Below are 18,990 nucleotides of genomic sequence, written 5' to 3'. Positions count from 1 at the left end.
AAACAACCCGACTTTCTACATCTAATTAAACTTAACTAAAAGCAGTACTTCCCTTCTGCTTTAACTTTTTCTGCGATTTCGTTACGTAAGTCAACGATATCTGGATAGTTTGTGTATTTTGTAAAACGCTTAAGTCCCATAAGCATCATACGTTGCTCATCACCTTCAGCAAAAGAAATAATACTTTCTTTTCCTTTTCCTTCTACAATGCTTACAGCATTATATAAGTATAATTTGGACATGGCAATTTGCACGGCTTGTTCTTTTTCGCTAGTACGTTTTGCGTTTTTCTCAGTTCTTAAAATTGTAGATTCTGCCATATAGATTTCAATTAAGATATCTGCAGCAGCAATTAATAACTGTTGGTGTTGCTCCATATCTGGTCCATATTTTTGAACAGCAGCGCCAGCCACCATTAAAAATACTTTCTTCAACTTTGCAATCATTGCTTTTTCTTCAGAAAACAACTCTGAATAATCAGGTGTTTCAAAAGACGGAATGCCCATTAATTCTTGTTGAACTGCTTGCGCAGGTCCTAATAAGTCTACATGACCTTTCATGGCTTTCTTCACTAACATACCAACAGATAACATTCTATTAATCTCGTTAGTACCTTCGTAGATACGCGCAATACGTGCATCTCTCCAAGCTGCTTCCATTGGTGTTTCTTCAGAGAAGCCCATACCACCGAAAATCTGGATACCTTCGTCAGCACAGTTTTGTACATCTTCAGATACCGCAACTTTTAAGATAGAGCATTCAATAGCATATTCTTCAACGCCTTTAAGCTCTGCTTCTTGGTGTGTGTTACCAGCCGCTTCACGTAATGCAATACGATCTTCAATATTTTTGGCAGCTCTATACGTTGCAGATTCTCCTGCATAAGCATCAGTTGCCATTTTAGCTAGCTTGGTTTTAATAGCACCAAAATCTGAAATAGGTGTTTTAAACTGCTTACGCTCGTTTGCATATTGCACGCCAGTGGTTAAAATTCTTCTTTGAGAATCTAAACATGCAGCAGCTAACTTAATACGACCAACATTTAATGCATTCATGGCAATTTTGAAGCCTTCACCACGACCAGCTAACATGTTTTCTACAGGTACAATCGTATCGTTAAAGAATACTTGACGCGTAGAACTAGCACGAATACCTAATTTGTGTTCTTCTTCACCTAGAGTAATTCCATTTGGATTATCACCATCATATTCTACGATGAAACCAGTAATATTTTTATCATCTTCAATACGTGCAAAAACTATCATCACACTACAGAAACCTGCGTTTGAAATCCACATTTTCTGTCCGTTGATTTTATAAGATTTTCCATCTGCAGAAAGCTCAGCAGTAGTTTTGCCAGAATTAGCATCAGATCCTGCACCTGGCTCTGTTAAACAGTAAGCACCAAACCATTCGCCAGTAGCTAACTTAGGTACATACTTTTGTTTTTGAGCTTCAGTTCCATAAAGTGTAATTGGCATAGTACCAATTCCTGTGTGCGCACCAAAAGCTGTACTAAAAGAACCTGTTCCTGAAGAAATATAGTCACATGTTAAGCATGTTGAAACAAAGCCCATTCCTAATCCGCCATAAGCTTCAGGAACTGCGACACCTAAAAACCCTAACTCTCCAGCTTTTCGCATGACCTCTTCAGTTAGCGCGTAATCTTTAGCTTCAAAACGAGGCTTATGTGCAATGATTTCACGTTCGTTGAATTCCATTACTGCTTCTTTCATCATATTCTGTTCTTCTGAAAAATCTTCAGGAGTGAATACGTCTTCACACTTTGTTTCTTTTACTAAGAATTGTCCACCTCTTAATAATTCTTTTTCTTGAGTTGCTTCCATAACTACTATATAATCTTAATTTCTTTTTTCTTAATTTAAAAATTCGAATAATCCACAAGCGCCTTGCCCAGTTCCAACACACATGGTTACTGCGCCATATTTACCTTGCATATTTTGCTTACGCATTTCGTCAAATAACTGCACTGATAATTTTGCACCTGTACATCCTAGAGGATGACCTAATGCGATGGCACCTCCATTAACGTTTATGATTTCTGGATTTAAATCTAATTCTCTAATAACTGCAAGAGATTGAGAAGCGAAAGCTTCGTTTAATTCTATTAGTGATAAATCATCTTGTTTTAAACCAGCTTGTTTTAAGGCTTTTGGAATTGCTTTTACTGGTCCAATACCCATGATACGAGGCTCTACACCAGCAGCGGCATAGTTTACCATACGTGCAACAGGTTCAAGATTTAACTCTTTAACCATATCTTCACTCATAACCATAACAAAAGCAGCACCATCACTCATTTGAGATGAGTTACCTGCAGTAACACTACCACCAGCTGCAAACACTGCTCTAAGTTTTGCTAATGCTTCTTTGTTAGTCCCTTGTCTTGGGCCTTCATCTTTAGTTACCGTATATGATTTTGTTGCCTTTTTTCCGTTGGCATCAATGTACGTTTGTTCGACTTCTATTGGTACAATCTGGTCTTGAAAACGATTTTCGGCTTGCGCTTTTAGGGCTTTCATATGAGAATTGTATGCAAACTCATCTTGGTCTTCACGCGACACTTTGAATTGTTGAGCTACTGCTTCAGCTGTATTTCCCATGCCCCAGTAATAATCTTCGTGACCCGCTTTTACAATAGCGTCGTAGTTTAATTCTGGTTTAAAACCTGTCATTGGTACGCTACTCATACTTTCTGCACCGCCAGCTATAATACAATCTGCCATTCCGGCTTGGATTTTTGCTGTTGCCATACCAATAGTCTCAACTCCAGAAGAGCAAAAACGGTTTACGGTTACACCAGGAACATCAATAACTTCTAATCCCATTAAAGAGATTAAACGCGCCATATTTAGTCCTTGAGAACCTTCTGGCATTGCATTACCAACAATAACATCATCAATACGTTTTGGGTCTAAATTGGGCAATTCTTTCATCATATGTTTGATGGTTTCGGCTGCCAATTCATCTGTTCTTTTAAAGCGAAACACGCCCTTTGGTGCTTTTCCAACTGCGGTTCTATATGCTTTTACTATATATGCTGTTTTCATTTTTCTTAGTTTCTTAAAGGCTTTCCTTTGGTTAACATGTGCTGAATTCTTTCTAAAGTCTTACGCTCTGTACAAAGCGATAAGAAAGCTTCACGCTCAATATCTAACAAGTACTGTTCGCTTACTTTAGTTGGTTCTGATAAATCACCACCAGCCATTACATAGCCTAATTTATTTGCAATTTTGCGATCATGGTCACTGATATAATTAGAGGCTTCCATAGAATCTGTACCAACCATAAACATACTTAATGCTTGTTTACCAAGCACTAAAACATCTTTACGTCTTACCGGTTGCGTATAACCTGCGTCAGCCATTAATTTTGCATGTGCTTTAGCAGTTGCTATTTGACGGTCTTTATTAACTACAACAACATCTTTTCCTTTTTGCATTAAGCCTAAATCAAACGCTTCGTAAGCAGAAGTAGATACTTTAGCCATTCCAATAGTTAGGAAATACTCTTGAAGTGTATTTAATTGGACATCACCTTTTTTGAAAGTATCAGATGCTCTTAAGGCCATTTCTTTAGAACCACCACCGCCAGGAATTACACCAACACCAAACTCTACAAGTCCCATGTAAGTTTCTGCTGCTGCTACAATTTTATCGGCATGTAATGAAATCTCGCAACCACCACCAAGTGCCATTCCGTGAGGTGCGGAAATTGTAGGGATTGCAGAATAACGCATACGCATCATTGTGTCTTGGAAATATTTGATGGCCATGTTAAGCTCATCATATTCTTGCTCGGCGGCCATCATGAAAATCATGCCTATGTTTGCTCCAACTGAGAAATTTGGACCTTGATTCCCTATGATTAATCCAGCGAAATCTTTTTCGGCTAAATCAATACCTTTATTAATTCCAGCTAAAACATCCCCGCCAATGGTATTCATTTTTGATTGGAATTCTACATTTAGAATGCCATCTCCTAAATCTTGAATTGATACACCAGAGTTTTTAAAAACCTCTGTTGTTTTTCTAATATTATCTAAGATGATAAATGCATCTTGTCCAGGAATTTTTTCTTGTTCTTTCTTCGGAATATCATAGAAGTATGTTGCACCATCTTTAATAGAGTAGAAGCTATCGCTACCAGACTCAATCATATCTTGAACCCAGTCAGCAGGTTTTAAACCTTCGGCTTGCATCATTTCGATACCTTTTTCAACACCAATAGCATCCCAGATTTGGAATGGCCCATGTTGCCATCCAAAACCAGCTTTCATAGCATCGTCAATCTTGTAAAGCTCATCAGTAATTTCTGGAATACGGTTAGATACGTATGCAAATAATGCCGCAAAACTCTTACGGTAAAATTCTCCTGCTTTATCTTTCCCTTTAACTAAGATTTTAAAACGATCTGCTACATTATCAATAGTTTTTGTTAACTCTAATGTTGCAAATTTTGCTTTTTTGGCTGAACGGTATTCTAAAGTATTTAAGTCTAAACTTAAAATTTCTTTTTTACCTTCTGCGGATACCGTCTTTTTATAAAATCCTTGCTTAGTTTTACTTCCTAACCATTTGTTTTCCATCATAGTATTTATGAAATCAGGTAGTTTAAAAAGTTCTAAACGTTCGTCATCTTTACAGTTTTCATAAATGCCATTTGCAACATGCACTAATGTATCTAAGCCTACAACATCTACCGTTCTAAAGGTTGCAGATTTTGGTCTACCGATTACTGGACCTGATAATTTATCAACTTCCTCAATCGTTAAATCTAAATCCTTAACAGCGTGAAATAAACTCTGAATACTGAAAATACCAATACGGTTTCCAATAAACGCAGGTGTGTCTTTAGCAACTACTGAGGTTTTTCCTAAGAATTGTTCACCATAGCCATTTAAGAAATCAAGCACCTCTTGAGAAGTATTTGGTCCAGGAATAATTTCGAATAACTTTAAGTAGCGTGCAGGGTTAAAAAAGTGTGTACCACAGAAATGTTTCTGGAAATCTTCTGAACGCCCTTCGTTCATAAACTTAATAGGAATCCCAGATGTATTTGATGTGATTAATGTACCAGGAGTTCTGTATTTTTCAAGTTTTTCAAAGACTTGTTGTTTAATATCTAGTCTTTCGACTACAACTTCCATAATCCAATCTACATCAGCAACTTTTGCGATATCATCTTCTAAATTGCCGGTAGTGATTCTTGTCGCAAAAGATTGATTATAAATAGGAGAAGGTTTTGATTTCAAAGATGTTGTCAAGGCATCATTTACTAATCGGTTGCGCACTACTTTATCTTCTAAAGTAAGACCTTTGGCCTGCTCTTTGGCATTAAGTTCTCTTGGAACGATGTCTAATAGTAGCACATCTACACCAATATTAGCAAAATGACAAGCAATACCGCTTCCCATGATTCCAGAACCAATAATGGCTACTTTTTTAATTCTACGCTTACTCATATTACTTTAATGAATGTTCTTTTTGTTTATATATTTTTTTATTGGATATCATATGGTTGATGACTTTAGCAACTTCGTAAAAACCATTAAGCTGTTCACTAGAAACATTTTCTCTAATTGCCTCATTAAAAGTCAATACACGATCTCTTGAATAATCACGCTTTTCTTTTCCAAATTCGGTTAAGTGAATTAATACGCCACGGCCGTCTTCTGGGTTTGGTTTACGAATAATTAAACCTTTTTCTTCCATTGTTTTTAATGTGCGAGATAGGCTAGTGGCTTCCATTCCCATTTTTGGACCTAATGAAGTAGAAGGTGTTCCAAATTCTGGATCGATACTTAATAAGGCAAAACCTGTTGCCATAGTTGTGTCGAACTGAGCTGCTTCCTCATTATACATCTTGTTAACTGCTAACCATGTAGTTCTGAGAACGTAATCTATAGTTTTATCTTTCATATTAAATTCTTAGATTTCAAATATACTAAAAAATACTATGCGCGCATAGTAAATTAAAAAAATTATGCACGCATAGCAAAAAGTTGTTTTAATAGGATTTGCAATAAAAAAAACGCCTCAGAATACCTGAGGCGTTTTAAATAAGTATTTTATAAGTTTAGGATTTACTTCCTACTTTACCATTGACGAATCCTACAGCACCACCGACTAAGGCAGCCATTACGATGGAAATAGCTAAGTCAATTCCAAACATCTCAAAATTATCTGAAGCTTGTTCTGCTAACCTGAAAAAGTTTGAAATTAGACCCATAAAAAGACCAATAATTGCACCTGCTTTTAAGCCAGTACCAAATGTTGATATATTAGCCCATTTGTTGTAAATATAAGAAATGAAAAAACCGAAGGCAAGACAACCTAATGTAATGTAAATCATTGCATTACTTTCCGCATCTGGTTGCGGAAATTTGTCTGCAAAAATAATTCCGTAAAACAGCCATCCTAATAGCCAATCTACAATACCACCAACTAAGCCGGCAATAATAAATGATTTAGTGTTCATAAGAAAATTGATTTTGTTAGTTATTCCAAGATAATAAAAATTATCTAATTGAAAATTAGAGGTGTAAGTTCAAAATGTCTTTTCTTGATTTCACATTGAGTTTGTTATAAATTGATGATATATGAGATTTAACGGTACTAATACCAATATTGAGTTCTTCAGAAATTTCTTTGTTTGATTTTCCATCCTGAAGTAAAGCAAATATTTTCCGTTCTTGGATACTTAATGAAGTTAGTATTCTGTTTTGCTTATGCTTTTTCCTTGGAACTATAAGATAATTGATGATAAATCCCAAAGAGAAGAAACCAAGTGCAATCAGTAAAAATTTATATATATATGTATTCTCTTCTGTCGGAAGTTTAGTCCTAAATTCTGTAAAATATAAAGAGTCTTCATTTTTCCACTTTTTCAGATAATTTTTGTAAAATTTTTGATTTTCTAAAAAAGTAGACTCAAAATTACTCTGATTTAAGGCATATAATGATACAATTGGATGTGAACTAGTGTCTGCAATACGTCTAAGTTTACTGTTTATATTTTTTTCAAGAAACTCACGTTTTATTCGCGAATCTGTTGATGATTCTGTTTTTCGGTTTTCTATAATTTTATTAATTGAAGACAAGTCATTATTGGGTAGATAGCCTTGAATCTTATGTTTATTGAATATTCCTAAGCTATCTGTATTAGATATGTATATGTTGACATTTGGGTTTGCTATAAAGAATATGTGATTTTCTTCTTCTCCACCAATAATTAAAGATGCAGGAGGAGCTTTCTTTTTTGAGATATGTATTCTATATAGCCTATCACTTTTAGGGAGTTGATTAACAGGAAATGAAAAATAGCCTAAACTATCTACTTTTGCTTCAGCGATAATCATTTGACTGGACATCTTTGACATATCCTTAAAAGTAGGGATATAAGAAAGGTAAACTACAGGTTTCCACCTAGAATCTATATGTAGTTTACCTTTAATAGATGGTTCGCTATTTGATTGAGAAAAGCATACACTATTGCTTAGCATAATGATAAGCCAGATTATAGCTAATTTATTTAGGATTGTAAATCCGTAAGATCTCATTTACAGTAGACTAAAAACCGTTTTAGATTTGTGAGGTATGAATTGAAATGGTTCCAACAGCATCTCTTGGAATTAACTTTACTATCCAAGTCCCTTCAATAGGCTCATCGATTTGTTTTTGCATTTGACCACAGACCAATTCTTTTTTCTTGTCTCCAGGTTTAATCTGACTTTCCACAGAGAAGTTTCCTTTTTTATTTCCTTTAGGATCATAAACTTCGACTGTTAAGTATCCAGATTTAATAGTACTACTAACACCAATATGAATTTTATTGACATCTTTATCGACTTCTATTTTAATGTTTTCTGTGTCCGAACTTCCTTCTAATTCAATATTACGATTGGATGTTGTTGAATTACATTGATGAGTGCTTTGACTTTGAGCAAATACTCCTAAAGTAAATAATAAAAAAAATGAAAGCGTACTTACTAATTTGATTGTGTTTTTCATGATTGACAAAATATTTAAGATTATATGTCAAAAGTATATACTAAATAGAAGAATTAAAATCTTCCTAAGAATGAAAAAAGAACTAAAAAAGGACTAAAAAAGTCTAAATACCTGCGTTAAATATTATATATCTTAACGTCCATATATTTTATTATATAAATCTATGTACATTTCTTTTATAATAGATCGCTTCATCTTCATGGTTGGTGTCAATTCGCCATTGTCAATTGACCAAACAGTTGGTGTTAATTCAAAGCGTTTAATCTGTTCCCATTTACCAAAGTTTTGATTGTATTTATCTATTTCTTTTTGAATACGTTTTATAACAATTTCTGAATTAGCAATTTCTACATCACTATTTCCAATGTCGTGCCCTTTATGTTCTATCCAGTCTCTTATAAAATCGAAATTAGGTTGAATAATAGCTCCTGGCATTTTTTCACCTTCACCTACGACCATAATTTGCTCGATGAAAAGCGATTGTTTCATATCGTTTTCTAATAGCGGCGGAATGACATATTTTCCACCAGAGGTTTTAAACATTTCTTTTTTACGACCAGTAATTTTTAAGAAACCTTCAGGTGTGATTTCTCCTTTATCTCCAGTATGGAAATAATCTCCAGTCATAACGCTATCTGTTTTTTCTTGATCTTTGTAATAGCCCATCATTACATTTGGGCCTTTGATAAGCAATTCTCCGTCATCAGCAATTTTTACTTCAACATCTGGTATTGGCTTACCTACTGTGCCAATTTGGTACATGTTATTATCGTAAAAGCCTACAGAAACTACTGGTGAGGTTTCGGTAAGTCCATAACCTTCCATAACTTTCATGCCAGCAGCACCGAAAATACGTGCTAAACGTGGTTGTAAAGCTGCACTACCAGACACCATTGTATATAAGTTTCCGCCAAGTGCATCACGCCATTTACTAAAAATCAATTTATTGGCAATTTTTAATTTAAATTCATACCAAGCACCATTTTTCCCGTATGGTTCCCATTTTTCACCTAAGCTTACAGCCCAAAAGAATAATGCTTTTTTGATACCTGTAAGTTCTTCACCTTTAAGCATTATCTTATCAAATACTTTTTCTAAAAGCCTTGGTACAACACTCATTAAATTAGGTTTAACCTCTTTGGCATTATCTCCAATTTTATCTAAAGCTTCGGCAAAATAAACAGATGTACCTGCATATTGATACACATAGATAAGGACGCGTTCGAAAATATGACAGATAGGTAAGAAACTTAATACTCTTGTTTCTCCTGAATCTGGAAGTGGTACCCTTGGTGAACTCGCTAAAACATTACTAGTAATATTCCAATGGCTAAGCATTACGCCTTTTGGTTTTCCGGTAGTACCAGATGTATATATAATAGTAGCTAAATCTTCTGATTTTACTTCGCCCTTACGTACTTCAACTTCAGGTTGATTACTTTCATCTTTGCCAAGACCAAAGAGTTCGGAATAGTGTTTACAGCCTTCAATGTGGTCAAAAGAGTAGACTTCTTTTAGCTTTGTATTGGCTTTAATTTTATTGACTTTTTCAAGGACTTCTTCGTCAGAAACAAAGCAATAGATTGATTCGCTATGATTGAGTACATACTCGTAATCTTCGGCACAAATGGTTGGATAAATAGGAACATTAGTAACACCGATTTGTAGCGTACCTATATCCATAATATTCCATTCGGTACGATTAGTAGAAGAAATTAAAGCAATTTTATCTCCTTTTTGAACGCCCATTCTCAAAAGTGCTCTACTAATAGCATTGGCTTTATCTAAATATTCTTTGGTAGACATTGGCATCCATTTTCCATCATATTTAGTTACTAATGCTGTATTAGTTGGGTTATGTTCTAATTGGTGATAAGGGAAGTCAAAAAGCCTTTTAATTTCTGTCATTGTCAATTTTCAGTTTTAGCGTAGCAATATTACGAAAATATGAAAATTAACAGTAGTAATTTATTGTATTAAAAATTAAGCTATTGTTTTTAACAAAGATTTACTTTTTTTCAATCCATTTTCGAGCATTTATAAAAGCCTCTAACCAAGGTGAAACCATGTCGTTTCTGTCTTTTGGATAGTGCGCCCAATTCCAAGGGAACGTTGAACGCTCAATATGTGGCATAGTTACTAAGTGACGACCAGTTTTATCTGTCATCATAGCCGTATTAAAGTCTGACCCATTAGGATTATGTGGATAAGCATCATAAGTGTATTTGGCAACAATATCATATTTATCTTCAGCGTAAGGTAAACTAAATTTACCTTCACCATGACTAATCCAAACTCCTAAAGTTGTACCTGCTAAAGTTGATAGCATTACTGAGTTGTTTTCCTGTACTTTCACCGAAGTAAAAGCACTTTCGTGTTTCCCAGAATCATTATACGTCATTTTTCCATGAACGTCATGGTCTGGATTGATAAGGTCTAGCTCCATCCATAACTGGCAACCATTACAAATACCAACAGAAAGCGTGTCTTCTCTTTTAAAGAAATTTTTCAAAGCTTTGTTGGCTTTTTCATTGTATTTAAATGCGCCAGCCCAACCTTTTGCTGAGCCTAGAACATCAGAATTACTAAATCCTCCAACAGCGCCAATAAACTGAATGTCCTCAAGTGTTTCTCGACCAGAAATTAAATCCGTCATGTGTACATCTTTAACATCAAAACCAGCTAAATACATCGCATTTGCCATTTCACGCTCAGAGTTACTCCCTTTTTCACGGATGATGGCTGCTTTTGGTTTGCTTGAATTAGCCCTATGGTCTTTTAAAATACCATCAAAACTTGAAGGAAACTTATAGTCTAAAGACTGATTTTTATAGTTGTTAAATCTTGCTGTTGCCAAACCATTTGCAGTTTGTTTTTGGTCGAGTAAATGAGAGGTTTTGTACCACATATCTCTTAAACGTGAGACAGTCATGGTAAATACTTCGTCATGATTAATGATGCTTAAGACATCGCTTTCAGTTACTTTTCCAATATTTAGAAAATCAATTTGAGCTTCAGATAAAATTGTCTCAATTGAATCATCTTCAGCTTGAAAAACAATACCAGTATTTTCGGCAAAAAGCACTTTTATGGAATCTTTTTGTTGAAGCTCAGTAATATCTAATTCGGCTCCAAGATTATTATCTGCAAAACATAGCTCTAGTAATGTTGTTATTAATCCGCCTGAAGCAACATCATGACCTGCAACGATTTTCTTATCGTTAATTAATTTTTGAATAGTATCAAAAACCGTTTTTACGTATGTGGCACTTTTTACATTAGGTGTTTCGTTACCAATTTTATTTTTGATTTGAGCAAAACTACTTCCTCCTAACTTAAACTCATCTTGAGAAATATTAATGTAATAGATGTTTCCTTTGTTTTTTTGTAATACAGGTTCGATAACATTAGTAATATCATTACAATTTGCCGCTGCAGAAATAATAACTGTACCCGGAGAAATGACTTCACCATCTAGATATTTTTGTTTCATTGATAGGGAATCTTTTCCTGTTGGAACGTTGATACCTAAATCAATTGAGAATTCTGAAATCACTTTTACTGCTTCATACAAACGTGCATCTTCACCTTCATTTTTACAAGGCCACATCCAATTTGCTGAAAGCGAAATACTTTTAAGTCCATCCTTAAGCGGTGCCCAAATGATGTTGGTTAAGGCTTCAGTAATACTATTTCTGCTTCCTGCTACAGGATTAATTAATCCCGAAATAGGCGAGTGGCCAATTGAAGTGGCGATACCTTCCTTTCCGTTATAATCGAGAGCCATAACACCAAGATTGTTTAATGGTAATTGTAAAGAACCAGCACATTGTTGCTTAGCTACTTTTCCACCTACACAGCGGTCAACCTTGTTTGTCAACCAATCCTTACAAGCTACAGCTTCGAGTTGAAGAACTTGGTCTAAATAATTGTAAAAATCATCAGGATTGTATGAAATTACTCCATAATTATGGTCAACAGTATTATCTGTCATTATAGTCTTTGGAGAACTGCCAAACATGTCCTCAAGTCCTAAATCCATTGGTTTATTTCCGTTAGATTTTGACTCAAATGTAAATCGGTCATCACCAGTAACGTCACCAACTTCATAAATTGGAGAACGTTCTCTTTCGGCAATCTTATGAAGTGTATCTAGATGTTTTTTAGAAATAACTAATCCCATGCGTTCTTGAGATTCGTTACCGATAATTTCTTTATCCGATAAAGTTGGGTCACCAACTGGTAATTTGTCTAAGTCTATTTTTCCGCCAGTATCTTCTACCAATTCAGATAAACAGTTAAGATGTCCTCCTGCGCCGTGGTCGTGAATAGAAACGATATAGTTTTCTTCGCTTTCAACCATACCGCGAACTGCATTTGCTGCACGTTTTTGCATTTCAGGATTAGAGCGTTGCACAGCATTTAATTCAATTCCGGTTGAAAATTCGCCTGTATCTGCAGAAGATACTGCAGCCCCACCCATTCCGATGCGGTAATTTTCACCACCAAGGATAACGATTTTATCGCCTTCTTTTGGTGTGTCTTTTAGTGCTTGGTCTGCTTTTCCGTAGCCAATTCCACCAGCTTGCATAATCACTTTGTCATAACCAAGTTTACGATTGTTTTGCTCATGTTCAAAAGTTAAAACAGATCCGCAAATAAGCGGCTGTCCAAATTTGTTGCCAAAGTCTGACGCACCATTTGATGCTTTTATTAAAATATCAATTGGAGTCTGGTAAAGCCATTTTCTAGCTTCAAATTTTTGTTCCCAAGGTCTATCATCTTCTAGTCGAGAATATGATGTCATATAAACCGCTGTACCAGCTAAAGGTAATGATCCTTTACCACCAGCAAGTCTATCTCTAATTTCTCCTCCAGAACCTGTTGCCGCCCCGTTAAACGGTTCTACAGTCGTTGGAAAATTATGAGTTTCAGCCTTTAATGAGATAACAGATTCGTAATCTTCAGTTGTGTAATAGTCTGGTATATCAGCACGTTTTGGTGCAAATTGCTCCACTTTTGGACCTTTTATAAAAGCGACATTATCTTTATATGCCGAAACAATATCGTTAGGATTTTGTTTAGACGTTTCTTTAATCATTTTAAAAAGCGAAGTCGGCTTTTCTTCTCCATCAATGATAAATGTTCCATTGAAAATTTTATGACGGCAATGTTCTGAGTTGACTTGCGAAAAACCAAACACTTCAGAATCTGTTAATGGACGACCAATTTTTTTCGAAACACCTTCAAGATATTCTATTTCTTCATCATTTAGGGCTAAACCTTCTTGTTGATTATAAGCAGAAATATCTTCAATTTCTAAAATAGCTTCTGGTTGAATAGCAATCGTAAAAACATCTTGATGTAATCCGTTGAATTTTTCAGAAATCATTGGGTCATAATCCTTTGAAGCTTCTGTTGAAGCTTGAAATTCTTCAATTCTGATAATACCATCAATACCCATATTTTGGGTGATTTCAACTGCATTTGTGCTCCAAGGCGTAATCATAGCGGCACGTGGGCCAACAAAAAAAGCATCAATTGATGCTTGCTCTATTTTTGGTTGGTCGCCAAATAACCACACTAATTTAGATGTAGTTTCTGTTGATAATTCTTTTGTTGCTTGAACAGCAAATACTTTACTGTTTTGGTTTCCGAAGAAGTGAATCATTATGTAAAATTATGTTGTGTTTTTGAAGCTGTAAATTTACTTTTTTTAAGTGTATTTACGATGATTTATTTTAATGAAAATTGATAGTTATACACTAAGTTATTAAATAAAAAAAGCGACCATTTGGTCGCTTTCATTTTATTGTCTAATTAATTTTTTAGTTATAGTAACGCTATCAGTTTTTAACCTAAGAAGATAAATGCCTTTTTTAAGTCCTGCAATATTTAGCTTTTTCTGATTAGCTGTTATGTTTTGTTGTTTCACTCTTTTGCCTAGTACATCATAAACTTCTGCAAGGATATCTTTATTAGAGGTTATTGTAACTTCATTTCCGCTTACTGGATTTGGATATATTTTAACTTCTGGCTGTTGAAAGTTATTGGTTGACAATAGATTACCCCAACGGTCTTCTGCATCTGGCCCACCCCAAATTACTGTTGCTAATGCAGGATTATCTATAAATGGATTTCTATTTAGATATACAGTTTCTAATCTATTGTTTCTATTATCTTCAACTTCAGACACTGGGTCGTCAACATTCCATTGTAATAAAATTTGAAGCATATCTGTAGTACCTTGTTTTAAACCACTAGCATTAAGCTCAGGTAAGCATCTATCTCCATAACGTGTATACATGTACATCATAATACGAGCAATATCACCTTTCCATTCATCTCCAGGATAATAGTCACCATTTCCTAATACACCAGAATTACCGGTACCATCACCAAATTTTCTATTCCCTCTTGAACCATTTCTTTGCACATCTGTAGCTCTAAGATTTTGTGGGTCGGCTGCAATACCTGTATCACCATTACTTACACTACCCATTGATGGGTTTGCATTGGATCTTGCAAAAACATGTTCTCTATTGTATTCGCATGTTCCACCACCAAAATCATCCTTATCTCTTATTCTTCTATCAGTTTGACCTGAAGTACAACTAACTGTATTTACAAAGCCATATGTTAATAATACATTAGTATTAGTAGCGTCTGTAGGGTCTAGTTCCATAATTTTGAAATCATCTCTAACATCTCCGTAGGTGTAAGTTGTACTAGCATTATCAATCAGCTGTGCTAGGGTGTTTTTTAGATTATCGCCTGTAAGGCCATCAAAATTCACAGAATCATAATATGGTTGTTGCGAGTAGGCTATGAAGCCAATGAATAAAAAGAGTAGGTAGATGTGTTTCATAATTAATTGTTTTTTTCTAGCAAGGCCATATAAAAGCCATCGAAGCCAGATTTGTGGGCTAATATTTTTTTATCTTTTATAAGTTTAAAGTTCTTTCCGCTTTCCGAAGTTAAGAATTTTTCAACTTGTTTTTCATTTTCAGATGGTAAAATAGAACATGTAGCGTAAACCATCTTTCCGCCATCTTTTACCATTTTTGAGTATTGCTCTAAAACTTCCTCTTGCGTTTTCTTAATATTATCTATAAACTCAGGTTGTAATTTCCATTTTGCATCAGGATTACGTCTTAAAACCCCTAAACCAGAACATGGTGCATCTATTAATAATCTATCGGCTTTACCATGTAATTTCTTAATAGGTTTAGTAGACTCTATTACTTTAAGCTCAATATTATGAACACCATTTCTACGTGCTCTAATTTTAAGCTTCTTCAATTTACTTTCGTAAATATCCATGGCAATGATTTGCCCTTTGTTTTCCATCAAAGATGCCAAATGCAATGTTTTACCACCTGCACCTGCACATACATCTACAACTTTCATGCCCGGTTTTACATCTAAGAAGTCAGCAACTAACTGCGAAGATGCATCTTGTACCTCGAACCAACCATTTTTAAAGGCTTCGGTTTTAAAAACATTTGCACGTTCTACTAATTTTAAGGCTGATGGATGATTAGGTAAAAACTCTGTTTCAATATCCTCGGATTGTAGTTTGAGCTGTAAATCTTTTTTAGTAGTTTTTAAAGTATTTACTCTAAGAATAACGTCTGCTTGCTGATTTTGCATTGCAATTTCTGCAGTCCATAGTTTTTCGCCTAATTCTTCAAGACCTAAATTCTCCATCCAGTCGGGAATGGACTCTCTTAGTTTTCTAGTTTTAGAAAGCTCATCAAATCTCCCTTTTATCTTTCTTGTTGGAGTGTCTGTAAAATATTTCCAATCTGGAAGTGTGATGCCTCTCAAGGTAGCCCAAACCGCAAAAATCCGCCATAAGTTATCTCTATGAAAAGGCTCTTTGACGTCTGCTATTTCTGCATATAATCTCTTATATCTTACAATTTGATAAACTGTTTCTGCTACAAAACCTCTATCGCGACTTCCCCAGCGTTTATCTCGCTTTAAAAGTTGTTGTACAACCTTATCGGCATATTCACCTTCATTGAAAATAAGGTGTAACCCATCAATTACCGCAAAGCATAAGTTTCTGTGTAGTCGCATAGTACTAAAATAATAGCGTGCAAAGGTAATACTATTTAATGATTTTGCTAATTATTAACCTTCAATTAAACCTTAAAATAGTTTTTAAGTCATAGTATAAAAACAATCAATCTTTAATTATGAAGTACTTTCTGATAGCTCCATTTTTTTTATTATTTATTAGCTGTAATAACCAATCCGAAATTGATCATCATTCTCATAATGATATTACACATAGTCATGCAATCATAGGAGAAAGTAACCAATCATATATGGGTAATTATACTTTAGAAGATGAAACTTATGGTACAAAAACCGAAGTAAAAATTATTAATGGTCAACGTATAATGACTACAAATTCTTTGCCTAATCATAACACAGGAGTTTTCCCTAATCAAGGAAATCCAAATACAATATCTGAGCAGAGTAAGACATACAAATTTCCGCTAAACCCAAAATATACTGGTAAAGCTACTTGGGCAAGAGAACCTGGTGTAGCTATTAATGGTGTTAAATTTGAGCCTCAAACTGCGGAAGTTGTAGCATGTGATACTGGTGAGAATTATCGAGTAGAGGCATTACAAGATGTTATAGATTTAGGACTGGACTTTAATCATGCGCATGTGCAACCTACAGGAGCATATCATTATCATGGAGTGCCAACATCTGTTGTTAAGGATTTAGACGAAGGAGAAGATTTGATTCATATTGGTTTTGCCCATGACGGATTTCCTATGTATTACTCAAAAAGTGGTAAATACAAGCCAAGCTACAAAGCATTAGATGGAAATAGAGAGGGTGAGGATTGTACTTACGAAAATCCAAAGCAAAAATTAAAGATAGATGTTAATGGGCATCATGATGGTACTTACGGTAGTGATTTTGAATATATAGATGGTTATGGTGATTTAGATGAATGTAATGGTATTACTATTAATGGTAAGTATATGTATATGGTCACTAATACTTTTCCTTATGTTAGTCGTTGTTTAATGGGTGAATTTGAAGAACAGCGTGGACCGCAAGCACAAGGCAATAGACCAAACGGAAATCCTGGAGGACCACCAAGTTATGCAGAACTACTAGAAATGATGGATGATAATAAGGATGGAAAAATTAGTAAGAAAGAAGTTAAAGGACCATTGCGTCAGGATTTTGATAAAGTTGATAAAAATAAAGATGGATTTTTAACAGAAGACGAATTAAAAAGTCCTCCAAGATCAAATGGTCAAGGTAGAAGACCTAGACGAGGTTAGTTTTAGTTTGATTTTTTTGAAGTTTGTTAAAAAGCTTTGTGGAACAACCGCAAAGCTTTTTTATTTTAGATGAAAATTAGAAATAATGCGAAATCTCATTTTATATGTTTTAATTGTCATTTGCTTTTCATGTGATAAAACAAAAAAGTCTAACATAAATAATATTGAAGCCAAATCTCCGATATCAAAAGTTGAAATACAGACTCTATTACAAGACTCTCTATTGAATGTTAGGGCTTTGGAAATATATAGAGAAGAAAATCAAGGTGTTTTCGCAACTTCAGATGGAAGATATGGTGGGTTGTCTTTAAAGAACGATAGAGTTGGTATTGCTAATAGAATTATGTACGATAGTTTAATTCCAAATTTTCGCTCGTTAGCTTTAACAGAAAATGGAACATTCTTAATTAGTATTTCAAGTCCAGGGATATTATTTAAAGTGGATATGGACAATTACTCAGTGAGATATCAAGAAGATCATCTAAAAGCATTCTACGACTCTATAGATTTTTGGAACGATAAAGAAGGTATAGCCATGGGTGACCCAACGGAAGATTGTATAAGTATTATTATAACACGTGATGGCGGTGAGTCATGGACTAAACTATCTTGTGGAGATCTACCAAAAGCAGTAGAAGGCGAAGCCGCATTTGCGGCAAGCGATACTAATATTGCTATAGTTGGTGATGAGACTTGGATTGCCACTGGAGGTATGGCTAGTCGCATTATGTATTCTCCAGATAAAGGGAAGTCATGGGAGGTATATGATACACCGATTGTACAGGGCAAACCGACTACAGGAATGTATTCTCTAGATTTTTATGATGCTAAAAATGGATTTGCTATTGGAGGCGATTATACAAAACCTAATGACACACTATCTAACAAGATAAGAACACAAGATGGTGGGAAAACATGGCAAGTTTTAGCTGATGGACAATCACCAGGTTATAGAAGTTGTGTGCAGTATATACCAAATAGTAATGCTCAAGAATTGGTGGCTGTTGGTTTTAAAGGTATTGATTATAGCAATAATAACGGAGAATCGTGGAAGCATCTAAGTGATGAAGGTTTTTACACTATCAGATTTTTAAACGATTCTATTGCCTATGCTGCTGGTCGCGGACGTATAAGTAAACTTGTGTTTAAATAAAAAAGAAGCCCAACTGGGCTTCTTTTTTTAATCTTTTTTACGGTTTTTTCTGAATTTATCAAGTTGTTTAATAAGGTATTTATTAAACTGATCTTCGACCACTTTTAGACGTATAATTTTCTTTGAAGGGATAGCAGATTTTAAATCTTTCAAAAGTTTTTGTTTTGCTTGGTGCATTCTATTTTCTCCCTCAATTATTTGTTCTAAAAAAGAATTAGCTTCACTATCCGATACATCTTGATTTCTACGCATTTTACGCATAATTGGTCTGAAATAGTCAGACTTAATTTTATTCGAAGTGTCGTCAAATTGATTGTAGATTGGCCAGAATTTCTGAGCTTCATCCGTAGTTAACTCTAATTTTTCAGTAATAAAAGCAACTTTTTGAGCTTTTATTTTATCCCTCATTTTTCCATCTTGAGGTGGCTGTGCAAAACTTGAAAGTCCTGCAAAAATTAAGAGTAAAGTAATTATTTGTTTCATT

14 protein-coding genes are annotated in these 18,990 nt (G+C 34.7%); 2 read left to right on the top strand and 12 right to left on the bottom strand.

The annotated features are described in order from the left end of the window. Positions 1-35: 35 nt before the first annotated feature. The 11 genes from Q0770_RS04670 to Q0770_RS04620 form a co-directional block, all read right to left on the bottom strand. Positions 36-1,847 carry an acyl-CoA dehydrogenase family protein gene (locus tag Q0770_RS04670; protein ID WP_299114517.1) on the bottom strand — a complete coding sequence of 604 codons (1,812 nt, stop codon included), beginning with the start codon at positions 1,845-1,847 and terminating at the stop codon, positions 36-38. Between the two features lie 30 nt (positions 1,848-1,877). Then, entirely contained in the window at positions 1,878-3,071 is a 1,194-nt protein-coding gene (locus tag Q0770_RS04665) for an acetyl-CoA C-acyltransferase (protein ID WP_299114516.1), read from the bottom strand. A 5-nt stretch (positions 3,072-3,076) separates the two neighbouring features. After that, positions 3,077-5,485: a 3-hydroxyacyl-CoA dehydrogenase/enoyl-CoA hydratase family protein gene (locus Q0770_RS04660; protein WP_299114513.1), complete on the bottom strand. Its 2,409-nt coding sequence runs from the start codon at positions 5,483-5,485 to the stop codon at positions 3,077-3,079. 1 nt (position 5,486) lies between these two features. After that, positions 5,487-5,942 carry a MarR family winged helix-turn-helix transcriptional regulator gene (locus Q0770_RS04655; protein WP_299114511.1) on the bottom strand — a complete coding sequence of 152 codons (456 nt, stop codon included), beginning with the start codon at positions 5,940-5,942 and terminating at the stop codon, positions 5,487-5,489. A 157-nt stretch (positions 5,943-6,099) separates the two neighbouring features. Next, positions 6,100-6,501 carry a hypothetical protein gene (locus Q0770_RS04650; RefSeq protein WP_299114510.1) on the bottom strand — a complete coding sequence of 134 codons (402 nt, stop codon included), beginning with the start codon at positions 6,499-6,501 and terminating at the stop codon, positions 6,100-6,102. Between the two features lie 55 nt (positions 6,502-6,556). Continuing rightward, positions 6,557-7,582: a response regulator transcription factor gene (locus tag Q0770_RS04645; RefSeq protein WP_299114509.1), complete on the bottom strand. Its 1,026-nt coding sequence runs from the start codon at positions 7,580-7,582 to the stop codon at positions 6,557-6,559. Positions 7,583-7,604: 22 nt separating this feature from the next. Then, positions 7,605-8,033 carry a hypothetical protein gene (locus Q0770_RS04640; protein ID WP_299114507.1) on the bottom strand — a complete coding sequence of 143 codons (429 nt, stop codon included), beginning with the start codon at positions 8,031-8,033 and terminating at the stop codon, positions 7,605-7,607. A 132-nt stretch (positions 8,034-8,165) separates the two neighbouring features. Continuing rightward, positions 8,166-9,941 (bottom strand): long-chain fatty acid--CoA ligase, encoded by a 1,776-nt coding sequence (locus Q0770_RS04635; RefSeq protein WP_299114505.1) that lies wholly within the window; start codon positions 9,939-9,941, stop codon positions 8,166-8,168. A 100-nt stretch (positions 9,942-10,041) separates the two neighbouring features. Then, on the bottom strand, positions 10,042-13,704 hold the full coding sequence (gene purL, locus Q0770_RS04630) for a phosphoribosylformylglycinamidine synthase (RefSeq protein WP_299114503.1): 3,663 nt from the start codon (positions 13,702-13,704) through the stop codon (positions 10,042-10,044). Positions 13,705-13,842: 138 nt separating this feature from the next. Next, positions 13,843-14,901 carry an endonuclease gene (locus tag Q0770_RS04625; protein WP_299114501.1) on the bottom strand — a complete coding sequence of 353 codons (1,059 nt, stop codon included), beginning with the start codon at positions 14,899-14,901 and terminating at the stop codon, positions 13,843-13,845. A 2-nt stretch (positions 14,902-14,903) separates the two neighbouring features. Beyond that, complete coding sequence (locus Q0770_RS04620; RefSeq protein WP_299114499.1) at positions 14,904-16,118, bottom strand: RsmB/NOP family class I SAM-dependent RNA methyltransferase; 1,215 nt, start codon at positions 16,116-16,118, stop codon at positions 14,904-14,906. Positions 16,119-16,237: 119 nt separating this feature from the next. On the opposite strand from Q0770_RS04620, the gene Q0770_RS04615 reads away from it, so the two are divergent. After that, entirely contained in the window at positions 16,238-17,353 is a 1,116-nt protein-coding gene (locus Q0770_RS04615; RefSeq protein WP_299114497.1) for a YHYH protein, read from the top strand. 85 nt (positions 17,354-17,438) lie between these two features. After that, positions 17,439-18,506: an oxidoreductase gene (locus tag Q0770_RS04610; RefSeq protein ID WP_299114495.1), complete on the top strand. Its 1,068-nt coding sequence runs from the start codon at positions 17,439-17,441 to the stop codon at positions 18,504-18,506. Positions 18,507-18,533: 27 nt separating this feature from the next. Here Q0770_RS04610 and Q0770_RS04605 read toward each other — a convergent pair whose 3' ends face one another. Next, positions 18,534-18,989 (bottom strand): sensor of ECF-type sigma factor, encoded by a 456-nt coding sequence (locus Q0770_RS04605; protein WP_299114493.1) that lies wholly within the window; start codon positions 18,987-18,989, stop codon positions 18,534-18,536. Position 18,990 lies beyond the last annotated feature (1 nt).

Source organism: uncultured Winogradskyella sp. (assembly GCF_947501905.1).
Lineage (GTDB): Bacteria > Bacteroidota > Bacteroidia > Flavobacteriales > Flavobacteriaceae > Winogradskyella.
The sequence above is the reverse complement of the archived record's forward strand: the minus strand, read 5'-3'. Positions and strand labels throughout refer to the sequence as shown.

What these genes read in the sequence shown, in the direction of transcription:
- Q0770_RS04670 (WP_299114517.1), bottom strand. Translation starts at nt 1,847, where the DNA reads ATGGAAGCAACTCAAGAAAAAGAATTATTAAGAGGTGGACAATTCTTA.
- Q0770_RS04665 (WP_299114516.1), bottom strand. Translation starts at nt 3,071, where the DNA reads ATGAAAACAGCATATATAGTAAAAGCATATAGAACCGCAGTTGGAAAA.
- Q0770_RS04660 (WP_299114513.1), bottom strand. Translation starts at nt 5,485, where the DNA reads ATGAGTAAGCGTAGAATTAAAAAAGTAGCCATTATTGGTTCTGGAATC.
- Q0770_RS04655 (WP_299114511.1), bottom strand. Translation starts at nt 5,942, where the DNA reads ATGAAAGATAAAACTATAGATTACGTTCTCAGAACTACATGGTTAGCA.
- Q0770_RS04650 (WP_299114510.1), bottom strand. Translation starts at nt 6,501, where the DNA reads ATGAACACTAAATCATTTATTATTGCCGGCTTAGTTGGTGGTATTGTA.
- Q0770_RS04645 (WP_299114509.1), bottom strand. Translation starts at nt 7,582, where the DNA reads ATGAGATCTTACGGATTTACAATCCTAAATAAATTAGCTATAATCTGG.
- Q0770_RS04640 (WP_299114507.1), bottom strand. Translation starts at nt 8,033, where the DNA reads ATGAAAAACACAATCAAATTAGTAAGTACGCTTTCATTTTTTTTATTA.
- Q0770_RS04635 (WP_299114505.1), bottom strand. Translation starts at nt 9,941, where the DNA reads ATGACAGAAATTAAAAGGCTTTTTGACTTCCCTTATCACCAATTAGAA.
- purL (WP_299114503.1), bottom strand. Translation starts at nt 13,704, where the DNA reads ATGATTCACTTCTTCGGAAACCAAAACAGTAAAGTATTTGCTGTTCAA.
- Q0770_RS04625 (WP_299114501.1), bottom strand. Translation starts at nt 14,901, where the DNA reads ATGAAACACATCTACCTACTCTTTTTATTCATTGGCTTCATAGCCTAC.
- Q0770_RS04620 (WP_299114499.1), bottom strand. Translation starts at nt 16,118, where the DNA reads ATGCGACTACACAGAAACTTATGCTTTGCGGTAATTGATGGGTTACAC.
- Q0770_RS04615 (WP_299114497.1), top strand. Translation starts at nt 16,238, where the DNA reads ATGAAGTACTTTCTGATAGCTCCATTTTTTTTATTATTTATTAGCTGT.
- Q0770_RS04610 (WP_299114495.1), top strand. Translation starts at nt 17,439, where the DNA reads ATGCGAAATCTCATTTTATATGTTTTAATTGTCATTTGCTTTTCATGT.
- Q0770_RS04605 (WP_299114493.1), bottom strand. Translation starts at nt 18,989, where the DNA reads ATGAAACAAATAATTACTTTACTCTTAATTTTTGCAGGACTTTCAAGT.